This window comes from Mesorhizobium sp. M4A.F.Ca.ET.090.04.2.1, assembly GCF_003999085.1.
In the GTDB taxonomy this organism is placed as follows: domain Bacteria; phylum Pseudomonadota; class Alphaproteobacteria; order Rhizobiales; family Rhizobiaceae; genus Mesorhizobium.
The window spans coordinates 1-10,804 of the sequence record NZ_RZOT01000170.1 but is presented as its reverse complement, the minus strand read 5'-3'; the positions used below and the strand labels follow the sequence as shown (position 1 = coordinate 10,804).

Annotated in this window: 13 protein-coding genes; 4 read left to right on the top strand and 9 right to left on the bottom strand. The window is 64.2% G+C overall.

Annotated features, from left to right (window positions below):
- The 5 genes from EN781_RS14235 to EN781_RS35820 all read right to left on the bottom strand — a co-directional run.
- Positions 1-1,211, bottom strand: a 1,211-nt coding sequence (locus EN781_RS14235; RefSeq protein WP_127400075.1) for a SulP family inorganic anion transporter, incomplete at its 3' end; no start/stop codon positions are given.
- A 129-nt stretch (positions 1,212-1,340) separates the two neighbouring features.
- Positions 1,341-1,610, bottom strand: coding sequence for a helix-turn-helix transcriptional regulator (locus EN781_RS14230; RefSeq protein ID WP_126057258.1), 270 nt, complete (start codon positions 1,608-1,610; stop codon positions 1,341-1,343).
- Between the two features lie 91 nt (positions 1,611-1,701).
- Entirely contained in the window at positions 1,702-2,403 is a 702-nt protein-coding gene (locus tag EN781_RS14225; protein WP_126057257.1) for a phosphatase PAP2 family protein, read from the bottom strand.
- Positions 2,404-2,419: 16 nt separating this feature from the next.
- Positions 2,420-2,758 carry a hypothetical protein gene (locus EN781_RS14220; RefSeq protein ID WP_126057256.1) on the bottom strand — a complete coding sequence of 113 codons (339 nt, stop codon included), beginning with the start codon at positions 2,756-2,758 and terminating at the stop codon, positions 2,420-2,422.
- A gap of 101 nt (positions 2,759-2,859) precedes the next feature.
- On the bottom strand, positions 2,860-2,982 hold the full coding sequence (locus EN781_RS35820; RefSeq protein ID WP_281034372.1) for a hypothetical protein: 123 nt from the start codon (positions 2,980-2,982) through the stop codon (positions 2,860-2,862).
- A 122-nt stretch (positions 2,983-3,104) separates the two neighbouring features.
- On the opposite strand from EN781_RS35820, the gene EN781_RS14215 reads away from it, so the two are divergent.
- Entirely contained in the window at positions 3,105-5,108 is a 2,004-nt protein-coding gene (locus EN781_RS14215) for a PhoX family phosphatase (RefSeq protein WP_126057255.1), read from the top strand.
- Positions 5,109-5,253: 145 nt separating this feature from the next.
- On the top strand, positions 5,254-5,478 hold the full coding sequence (locus tag EN781_RS14210; RefSeq protein ID WP_126057254.1) for a hypothetical protein: 225 nt from the start codon (positions 5,254-5,256) through the stop codon (positions 5,476-5,478).
- A gap of 127 nt (positions 5,479-5,605) precedes the next feature.
- Here the strand turns inward: EN781_RS14210 and EN781_RS14205 are convergent, their stop codons facing one another.
- A complete protein-coding gene (locus EN781_RS14205; protein WP_126057253.1) occupies positions 5,606-6,286 on the bottom strand; it encodes a GNAT family N-acetyltransferase in 681 nt (226 codons plus the stop codon).
- Entirely contained in the window at positions 6,283-6,774 is a 492-nt protein-coding gene (locus EN781_RS14200) for a MarR family transcriptional regulator (RefSeq protein WP_126057252.1), read from the bottom strand. Before EN781_RS14200 ends, EN781_RS14205 begins: the two co-directional genes overlap by 4 nt.
- Before the next feature lie 264 nt (positions 6,775-7,038).
- On the opposite strand from EN781_RS14200, the gene EN781_RS14195 reads away from it, so the two are divergent.
- Entirely contained in the window at positions 7,039-8,076 is a 1,038-nt protein-coding gene (locus tag EN781_RS14195) for a phosphatidylglycerol lysyltransferase domain-containing protein (RefSeq protein ID WP_126057251.1), read from the top strand.
- A gap of 8 nt (positions 8,077-8,084) precedes the next feature.
- Here EN781_RS14195 and EN781_RS14190 read toward each other — a convergent pair whose 3' ends face one another.
- Both EN781_RS14190 and EN781_RS14185 read right to left on the bottom strand, forming a co-directional pair.
- Positions 8,085-8,846 (bottom strand): ABC transporter permease, encoded by a 762-nt coding sequence (locus EN781_RS14190; protein WP_126057250.1) that lies wholly within the window; start codon positions 8,844-8,846, stop codon positions 8,085-8,087.
- Positions 8,843-9,769: an ABC transporter ATP-binding protein gene (locus EN781_RS14185; RefSeq protein WP_126057249.1), complete on the bottom strand. Its 927-nt coding sequence runs from the start codon at positions 9,767-9,769 to the stop codon at positions 8,843-8,845. The genes EN781_RS14190 and EN781_RS14185 overlap by 4 nt, the downstream gene beginning before the upstream one ends.
- 234 nt (positions 9,770-10,003) lie before the next feature.
- Between EN781_RS14185 and EN781_RS14180 the strand changes: the two genes are divergently transcribed.
- Positions 10,004-10,804 (top strand): cytochrome ubiquinol oxidase subunit I (locus EN781_RS14180; protein WP_145965502.1); only part of this gene is annotated, 801 nt, incomplete at its 3' end.

The window sequence follows — 10,804 nt, the reverse complement described above, 5'->3', positions numbered from 1 at the left end:
ATCAGGAACGTCGCCATCAGCACCAGCGCATCGCCTGACGAGCTTCTGAGCAGCGTGGCGAAGGCCTGTTTCTCGAACATGTTCCAGCACACCACCGCCAGCACGCCGGCAAGGGCGGCGAGCGGGATGTAGCTGGCGAGCGGGGCCGCCACCAGCATCAACGCCAAGAGCATCGCCGAATGCAACATGCCCGAGACCGGACCGTGCGCGCCGGCCCGCACGTTGGTGGCGGTGCGGGCGATCGTGCCGGTGGCGCAGATTCCGCCGAACAGGGCCGACGCGATGTTGGCGAAACCTTGCGCCACCAATTCGCAGTTGGAGCGGTGGCGGCGGCCGGTCATGCCGTCGGCGACCACGGCAGACAGCAGCGATTCGATCGCGCCGAGCAGGGCAAAGGCGATCGCGTCCGGCAGCACGTCGACCATCCTGTCGAGACTGAGCGGCGGCAGGGCCGGCCATTGCAGGCTTCGCGGGATGCCGCCAAAGCGCGTGCCGATCGTTTCGGCCGGCAGTGAAAACAGCGCCACGACGAGTGAGGCCAGCCCGATGGCGACCAGCATCGCCGGCCATTTCGGCCGCCAGCGCTTGAGGAGGACGATGGTCGCGATGGTAAGCACCGCCACGAAGGTCGCGGCCGGGTTGATCGTGCCGGCCGCCTCGCTGAGCGCCATCAGCTTCGGCACCAGCGGCCCCGGCTCCTTGCCGGCGAGCTTCAGCCCGAACAGCTCGGTGATCTGGCCGGAGAAGATGATGACGGCAATCCCCGCGGTGAAGCCGACGGTCACCGGATACGGGATGAACTTGATATAGGTGCCGAGCCTGAGGTAGCCGATGGCGAGCAGGAAGACGCCGGCCATAATCGTCGCCAGCAGCAGACCGTCGACGCCCACACGCGCCACCGTCGCCGCCACCAGCACGATGAAGGCGCCCGCCGGCCCGCCGATCTGGAAGCGGCTGCCGCCGAGCGCCGAAATGATGAAGCCGCCGACGATCGAGGTGTAGAGGCCGCGCTCTGGTGTGACGCCGGATGCGATCGCGATCGCCATCGACAGTGGCAGCGCCACGATGGCGACCGTCAGCCCGGCAACGGCGTCGGCCCTGAAATGCGCCAGCGTGTAGCCCTCGCGCAGCACCGTCACCAGCTTCGGTGTGAACAGTTCGGCAAATGTCGGCCGTGCCGGTTGATGGGTTGCCCGCCTGGTTTGATCCATGGACTGCCTTCCACTCCTGAAAGGCGGCGGGATCGTCGGCAGGGATGTCGGCGGTCGCCGTCGCGACTTTAGAGCGACGCGCGTCCAAATCGGACGCACAAGATATGCTCTAACACTTTACGTGCCGGCTCAGCCTTGCGGGTTCTGCGGTGCGGCCGGCTTGAGGCGCACGCCCCTGCCGCCGCGCTCGCTGGCCTGGTTCTCGCCGATCAGCTCCACCCCGGACCCGTCGAGGGCCTGGATGACCTTCATCAGCGTGTCGACCACGCCCCTGACGACACCGTCGCTCGCCTCCATGCGCTGGATGGTCGGAAGCGAAACCCCGGCGCGCTCGGCCAGCGTCTTCTGATCGATGCCGGCCAGCGCCCTCGCGGCGCGCATCTGCTGGGCGGTGATCATCGGCCAGAACCCTTGTCTGAGTCTGCAGTATCAATGGATAATATAAGGATCATGATGTTTCAAGCATCATTTAGCATGGATGAAACATGGGTCACTCACTGTCCGCCACCGCATGGCGCCGCTGCAGGAAGCGCGCCACCAGCCAGCAGAGCATGGCCCAGGCGAAACCGGCACACCAGCCGGCGAGCACGTCGGACGGCCAGTGGACGCCGAGATAGACGCGGCTGGCGCCGACCAGCAATGTCGTCAGTATGGCAAGGCCGAGGACAAAGATCTTCGTCGTGCGGCCCGGCAGGAAGCGGGCCGCCATGCTGCCTAGGGTGAGGTAGGTCACCGCCGAAAGCATGGCGTGACCACTCGGAAAGGACAGCGAGGTCTCGTTGACGAGATGCGAAACAAGATCCGGTCGTGGCCGGTCGACTTCGAACTTGAGCAGGCTCGACAGCACTTGCCCGCCCGCCACGGCCACGAACATCAGCAGCGCGGTTGCCGGCCGGCGGATGAGCAGTAGATAGATGATGACCGCTGTCGTCACCAGCACCAAAACGCTGGTGCCGCCAAGGCTGGTAATGTCGCGCACCGCCCCTTCCAGCCAGGCCGGGCCGATCGGACTATCCGGCTGGCCCGGATGGCGAAAGGCGAGCAGGATCTCGGTGTCGAAAGCATGCGGCGTGGTCGCGTGCGCCACCTCCATCAGCTCCTCCAAGCCCCACAGACCGCCGGCGATCACCAGTCCGGCCAGTAGAACCGGGAACTCGATCTTGTTGAGCAGGGCGGTTGCGAAGGACCTCATCAGCTTGGCCGTCCGACTACAGCCGCTGCATATAGGGCCCGAGGGTGATCAGCGCCACGGCGGCGATCGCCAGCACGATGCCGGTGGCCTGCAGCGCGTTGACCCTCTCGCCGAAAAAGGCAAGCGCAACCACGTTCACCGACACCAGTTGGATCACCGCCGAAAGGCTGAACGACACCGACATGCCGAACTCACGGATCAGCCTCAGCATGATCAGGTTGCCGATCGAATAGAGCGCCAGCGTCAGCACGATCTTGCCGAGGCTTGGCGCCAGCCCCCATTGCTTGGCCGCGGTCGCCGCGAGCAGGAAGATCACGGTCGACACACCAAGCTGCACCAGTCCCCAGAAACTCACTTTTCATCCCCTCCTGTAGCGGCCGTCGCCGCGCGTGCCGCAGTCCTTGTTTCCCAAGCGCGCGAGGCCGTCAAGCAGACCGCGTCGGACCGGTGTCCCGCTCAGACATGATCGAAGCCGGATGTCGCAAGATACGTCCTGGCAACATGGTTGGTGCTGGCCGGCGCGATATTTTGACGATCATGCGGGAGCGACGAATGACGGCCGAAGCCGGCCGTATCCATGGTCGCGCTCATGAGCCGGCAAATAGATTGCCGAAATCGCGACTTCTGTCACGAAAATGTGATCCTGCGGCTATACGGGTCGGAAGCTCACATGCTCCAGCCAAGAAGCCAGAGGAAAGCTCATGACCGACCACCGCTCCCCTGACACCGGTTTCCGCACCAGCCTGCTCGAGGAGAATGACGGTCCGGCCGTCAATCCTACCGACAACCGCACCATGGGCGAGATCATCGCCGCGCGTTTCTCGCGCCGTGGCTTCCTGAAGGGCTCGCTGGCCGTTTCGGCCATCGCCGCCACGGTCAGCCCGCTGGCGCTCGTCGCCGCCGACGATGCCCGCGCCGCAGAAGCCTCGGCTTTCAAGTTCGACGAGCTCGAGGCCGGCATCGACGACAAGCACCATGTCGCACCGGGTTACGACGCCGATGTGCTCTTGCGCTGGGGCGACCCGCTGTTTGCCGACTCGCCGGAATTCGACCCGGTAAAGCAGTCGGCCGAGGCCCAGGCAAAACAGTTCGGCTACAACAACGACTATATCGGCTATATCCCGATCGACGGCTCGGCCGAGCATGGTCTGCTGGTGGTCAACCACGAATACACCAACCCGCATCTGATGTTCCCCGGCATCGTCAAGATCGTCGACAAGGACGGCAAGAAGGCCGCAGAGACAGCGCCTCTCAGCAAGGAGCAGGTCGATGTCGAGATGGCGGCGCATGGCGGCACCATCGTCGAGATCCGCAAGGACGGGGGCAAATGGCAGGTGGTGCGCGACGGCAAGCTCAACCGGCGGATCACCTCCAAAACCGAGATGGCGCTGTCGGGTCCGGCCGCCGGCCATGATCGCCTCAAGACCAACGCCGATCCTTCCGGCACCAAGGTCGTCGGCACCTTCAACAATTGCGCCGGCGGCGTCACCCCATGGGGCACCTATGTCATGGCCGAGGAGAACATCCATGGCTATTTCACCGGCGAGCTGCCGGAAGGCCACAAGGAAGCGGCCAACTACAAGCGTCTCGGCATCCCGGAAGGCGCCTATGAATGGGGCGCGCATTACGACCGCTTCGACCTTGCCAAGGAGCCGAACGAGCCCAACCGCTTCGGCTGGATCGTCGAGGTCGACGTCAATGATCCGAATTCGGTGCCGCGCAAGCGCACGGCCATGGGCCGCTTCAAGCATGAGGGCGCGGAATCGATCGTCGCCAAGGACGGCCGCGTCGTCTTCTATCTCGGCGACGACGAGCGTTTCGACTATGTCTATAAATTTGTCACCACGGGCAAATTCAATCCCAACGACCTCGCGGCCAACAAGGACCTGCTCGACGACGGCACGCTGCATGTCGCCAAATTCGCCGAGGATGGCACCGTCGAATGGATGCCGATCGTGTTCGGCCAGGGGCCGCTCACCGCTGAGAATGGCTTTACCGGCCAGGCCGACGTGCTGATCGAGACGCGCCGCGCCGCCGACCTGCTCGGCGCCACCAAGATGGACCGTCCCGAGGACATCCAGCCGAACGGCGCCAACGGCAAGGTCTATGTCATGCTGACCAACAATTCCAAGCGCAAGCCCGAACAGGTCGACGCCGCCAATCCGCGCGCGGCGAACGCCTTCGGGCATATCATCGAGATCGTCGAGGACGGCGGCGACTTCACTGCCGCCAAGGGTAAGTGGGAAGTGATGCTGAAATGCGGCGATCCTTCGGTGGCCGACGTCGGCGCCACCTTCTCGACCGCGACCACCGCCAATGGCTGGTTCGGCATGCCGGACAATTGCGCCGTCGATTCGGCCGGCCGCTTGTGGGTCGCCACCGACGGCCAGGGCCCGAAGGCCACCGGCCGTACTGACGGCCTGTGGGCGGTCGACACCGAGGGCGCCGCGCGGGCGACCTCAAAGCTGTTCTTCCGCGTGCCGATCGGCGCCGAGATGTGCGGCCCGCTGTTCGCGCCGGACGATCAGACCGCCTTCGTCGCCGTCCAGCATCCGGGCGACGGCGGCGAGGATTGGGAAGCCTTCGGCCGCCCCTCCTACTATGAGGACCTGGCGACCCGCTGGCCCGACTTCAAGCCCGACATGCCGACGCGGCCTTCAGTGGTCGCCATCACCAAAAAGGGCGGCGGCAAGATCGCCGTCTGACCTGCGGTCATCTCGACCCATTGCATGATCAAAGAAGGGATCTCGGCGCCCCGAGATCCCTCCTTTTCATTTCGCGAACCAGTCAAGCTTCGGGAAAGATTGGCAATTTATGCGTGGCGCCCTAGGTCCTTGTCAGGAGACTGCCATGCCAAAGTCTGTTTATGACCGTGGCCTGCTGAAGCCTGCCGATATCGCCAGGCTGCAGCGCGTCTTTGACGAGGCCTGCCGGCGGCGCCAGGCGCATCCCGATTCGACCGAAGCCCGGGAAATCGCCCTGAACCTGCTTGCCCTGCACAATGCCGGCATGGTCGAAGAGGACATGCTGATGGAAGCCGTCGGCTTCCGGCGGCTTGAGCCAAAGTCGGCCTAGAGCAATTCCAGGAAAAGTGTGAGCGGTTTTCCGTCCGGAATTGCCTCAAAACAAAAAACAAAGAGACGGAGCAGTTTGCCGTTTCCGTGAAACGCTCTAGGTCCGCGAGAACGGCCGCTGGTGCGCCCTATCCGGTGCGCTGAACCACGGCCATGTTCATCATGCTTCTCAGCCGGAAGCCGATGGACTCGTACAGTCCCGTGGCCGCGACATTGCTGGCATAAGCGTGGAGATAGGGGATTTCGCCCCGCGTCATGATCCGGTTTGCAACGAACAGGGACAGCCGCCTGGCAAGGCCGCCGCCGCGGAAATCCGGATGCGAGCACACGCCGCTGAGCTCGGTATAGCCCGGCTGCTTCATGCGCTCGCCGGCCATCGCCGCCAGCCTGCCGTCGATCTTGACCCCCCAGAAATCGCCGAGGCTCAACGCCTCCAGCGTGAACGGGCCGGGCCTGGTGAGCGCCGCCAGAGCGAGCATCTCGGCGGCATCGTCCTGCGTCAACCGCCGGATGCGCTCGTCCGACACGGCCTGCACCGGATGCTCGGCAATCATCTGGACCAGGGACGCGGTTGAAATCGCACAGAGCGCCGCGGGCAGGACGATTGCGTCCGCCTGGACCACGAAGGAGCTTTCGCGTGGTGGAATAAGCTTGGCCAGCGCCTCAAGGCTTTCCTTGTCGTCCACGGCCGTCGCGGAGAACGGAACGATTGACGGCATGTATCGCCTGGCGAGGTTGTCGCCTTGCGCGAAGGCCTGATGCCGCGTCGCGAGAGCGCTCCAGATGGGACGGTCGAGCACGTGTTTCATGGCACGGCGCCTTCGGCTTCCTTGATGCGACGATGCAGCGGCGCTGCGTCGAGGCCGTCCTCGATGGCGGCCAGTTGCTCGAGCAGTGGCCCGGATAGATCGGCGCACAGATCCTGGACGGCGCCCTCGATGCGAGGCCAGACTTCGCGCTTCGCCACATCGACCAGCCGTCGGCCGTTGCGGCTGAGGGAGACGATTCGGCGCCGCTGGTCGTCGTTCGACGGGCTGACCTCGACCAGTCCCAGTTCGGCCAGCAGCGCCACGCTGCGCGTGACGCCCGGCTGCGCGATCCCGACCGACTGCGCCAGCTCGCCGACCGGCAGCGGCCCCAGCCTGTCGAGCGCGGCGAGCAGTGGATACTGGCTCGACTGGACCCGGACCTCCAGCTCGTCGAGCACGCGCTGCGTATCCGCCTGCAACTGCTCGCCGATGCGCTTGAACCTGCTGCCCAGGCACAGAAAGCCAAGCGACCGTATGATGTCGTCCATGATCCAGCTCGTTCAGTCAAAACGATAACATGATATATAACATCACATGAAAAGTCAAAGCCTGCTACCACAGGATGCAAGCCGATCCGGCCGATTAGGGCGCATGGCGCGCTGCCCACTCGCCACCCTTTGGCCGAGATTTCCCCTTCTGTCGGTGCCGATTGCATCCTATATGGCGCCTGCGCGGTATGATTGACCGTGCCAAGGCGACTGATTCGGGCCCTGCGGGTCGACGGGTCTCCATCTATCGGCACGCGGAACCTCATGCCCTCCCTGCGGATCCACATTGACAGGTTTCTCGAAGGCGCAGCACCCAAGGTTCCGCGGCGCGACCTGACGCATCTCGAGCGCCTGGCGCTGGTGCGCCGGCATGGCGATTTCTCGCTCGCCTATTCCACGGCCGTGCAGCAGAAACTGTCCTATTTCAGCGATGGCGACGGCTACATCGCCTTCGGCACCAAGATGAAGCACCATTTCGCGCTCGGCGATCCGGTGGTCCATCCGGCCGAGCGGCCGGCCTATATCAAGCGCTTCGTCGAGGCCGCAGGCGATCCCTGGTTCGTGCAGATCGGCGCCGATACCGCGCGGGTGCTGGCCGGTCTCGGCTACCGCATCAATCGCCTCGGCATCGACACCAGGCTGCACCTGCCCGCGCACGATTTCTCCGGCAAGCGCAACGAGACGGTGCGCTATTCCGAACGCTGGCTGTCGAAGAAGGGTTTTTCCTTCGAGGAGGACAGGCGCAACATCTTCCTCGACGAGATCGCCAGGCTGTCGGAGAACTGGCGCGGCGAGCGCATCGTCAAGCGCTGGGAGATGGGTTTCCTCAACCGGCCCTTCGCCGACCATCTCGGCGCCGACATGCGCCGCTTCGTGCTGCATGGGCCGGAGGGCGAGCTGGTCGCCCTGCTCGATTTCGATCCGCTGTTTCGCGACGGCAAGGTCATCGGCTACACCACCGCCTTCAAGCGCAAGCATATCGACGCCACGCCGCATGCCGAGATCGGCCTGACCAAATTCGCCGTCGACCGCTTTCGCGAGGAGGGCAAGTCCGTCGTCACGCTGGGTCTGTCGCCGCTGGTCGACATCGAGGCCAGCGGCTTTGCCGAATCGAGCTTCTGGCGCAGCACCTTCCAGCGCGCCTACGGCTCCGCCTGGATCAATCGCTCGAAGTTCAATTTGCAGGGCCAGGCGGCCTTCAAGCGCCGTTTCCACGGCCAGGAACAGCCGACCTATGTCGCCTTCCGCAGGGGGACGCTTGTCGAGATGCTGGGGCTGCTGCGGCTGGTGAAGGCGATCTGACCTGCCGGTCAGTTCCTCAATCGATACCCGGTCCTGAATATCCAGGCGACGATCGCGATGCAGACGCCCAGGAACACCACGGTCATGCCGAGGCTGATGCCGACCGAGACGTCCGACTTGCCGTAGAAGCTCCAGCGGAACCCGCTGATCAGATAGACGACCGGGTTGAACAGCGTCACCGTGCGCCAGATGCCGGGCAGCATGTTGATCGAATAGAAGCTGCCGCCGAGGAAGGTCAGCGGCGTGATGATCAGCAGCGGCACAAGCTGCAGCTGCTCGAAGCTCTTCGCCCAGATGCCGATGATGAAGCCGAACAGGCTGAAGGTCACCGCCGTCAGCACCAGGAAGGCGAGCATCCAGAACGGGTGCTCGATATGCAGCGGCACGAACAGCGAGGCGGTGGCCAGGATGATCAGGCCGAGCACGATCGACTTGGTCGCCGCACCCCCGACATAGGCGATGACGATCTCCAGATAGGACACTGGCGCCGAAAGCAGCTCGTAGATCGAGCCGACGAATTTCGGGAAATAGATGGCGAAGGAGGCATTCGAGATCGACTGCGTCAGCAGCGACAGCATGATCAGCCCCGGCACGATGAAGGCGCCGTAACTGATGCCGTCGATCTCGGTGATGCGCGAGCCGATGGCTGAGCCGAAGACGACGAAATAGAGCGAGGTCGACAGCACCGGCGAGATGATGCTCTGCAGCACGGTGCGCAGCGCGCGCGCCATCTCCACCCGGTAGATCGCCCATACCGCACGAAGGTTCATGGCTCTTGCCTCAACAGATTGACGAAGATCTCCTCCAGCGAGCTGTTCTCCGTCTCGATGTCGCGGAACTGAATGCCGGCCGCCTCGATGTCGCGGATCAGCGAGGCGACGCCCGGCCGGTCGCTCTGGTTGTCGTAGGTGTAGGTCAATTGTCCGCCGTCGGGCGACAGTTCCAGCGCGTAGCGCGAGAAGCTCTCCGGTATCGCGCCGAGCGGACTGCGCAGCTCCAGCAGCAGCCGCTTGCGACCGAGCTTGCGCATCAGCTCGGCCTTGTCGTCGACCAGCACGATCTCGCCGCGGTTGATGACGCCGACGCGGTCGGCCATCGCCTCGGCTTCCTCGATGTAATGCGTTGTGAGGATGATGGTCACGCCGTCCTCGCGCAGCCGGCGCACCATCGCCCACATGTCCTGGCGTAGTTCGACGTCGACGCCGGCCGTTGGCTCGTCGAGGAACAGCACGCGCGGCTCGTGTGAAAGCGCCTTGGCGATCATCAGCCGGCGCTTCATGCCGCCTGACAGCGTGATCGCCTTGGCGTCCTTCTTCTCCCACAGCGAAAGGTCGCGCAGCACCTTCTCGACAAAGGCATGGTTGGCCGGCCTGCCGAACAGGCCGCGGCTGTAGTTGACCGTCGCCCAGACGGTCTCGAAGGCGTCGATGGTCAGTTCCTGCGGCACCAGCCCGATCAGGCTGCGTGCGGCGCGGTAGTCGCGCGCAATGTCGTGGCCGTCGACCATGACCGTGCCGGAAGAGCGGTTGACGATGCCGCAGACGATCGAGATCAGCGTCGTCTTGCCGGCACCATTCGGCCCGAGCAGCGCGAAGATCTCGCCGCGCTCGATGTCGAGGTTGATTTCCTTCAAGGCCTTGAAACCGGTGGCGTAGGTCTTGGTCACCCCGGCAATCGAAATAATGGATGGCATGGCTGAAAACGGCTGCTTGAAAGGCGGTTGTGGATTTTTATTGCGCTGAATGTCGGTGCCCGCGGCGGGAAGTCAATGCCGCTGCTGACAATTCTGGACAATCATTCCCCGATCGGGCGCTGACGCTTTCGCCCGAACTGCTGCGACAACGCGCCCCGCGTGGCGCCACGCCGCTTTGACCGGACCGCGTCAGCGCCCTATTCTGTGAGCCATAAGCAGCAGCCGGAGTCGCCCATGGACCCGCTCATCCTGTCGCGCATCCAGTTCGGCGCGAATATTTCGTTCCATATCCTGTTTCCGGCAATCACCATTGCACTTGGCTGGGTGCTGCTGTTCTTCAAGCTGCGTTACAACAGGACCGGCGATTCCGCCTGGATGCGCGCCTATTTCACCTGGGTGAAGGTGTTCGCTTTGTCCTTCGCCATGGGCGTGGTCTCGGGCGTCACCATGAGCTTCCAGTTCGGCACCAACTGGCCGGGCTACATGGAGACCGTCGGCAACATCGCCGGCCCGTTGCTGGCCTATGAGATCCTCACCGCCTTCTTCCTCGAGGCGGCCTTCCTCGGCATCATGCTGTTCGGCTTCCGCCGCGTGTCCAACCGCATCCACACGCTGGCCACCGTACTGGTCGCCGGCGGCACCACGGTTTCCGCCTTCTGGATCATCGCGCTCAATTCCTGGATGCAGACGCCGGCCGGCTTCGAGATGCGCGACGGCAAGGCGCATGCCGTCGACTGGTGGGCGATCGTCTTCAACCCTTCGATGCCTTACCGGCTCGTCCACATGCTGCTCGCCTCGGGGCTGACCGTATCCTTCCTCATCGCCGGCCTGTCGGCGCTGCGCTATCTCACCGGCGACCGCTCGGAATCGATGTGGAAGGCGCTGCGCACCGGCGTCTTCACCGCCGCCATCCTGATCCCGGTCCAGATCTTCGCCGGCGACCAGCACGGCCTGAACACGCTCGAGCACCAGCCGCAGAAGATCGCCGCCATGGAGGCCAACTGGAACACCGGCTCCAACGTGCCGCTGGTGCTC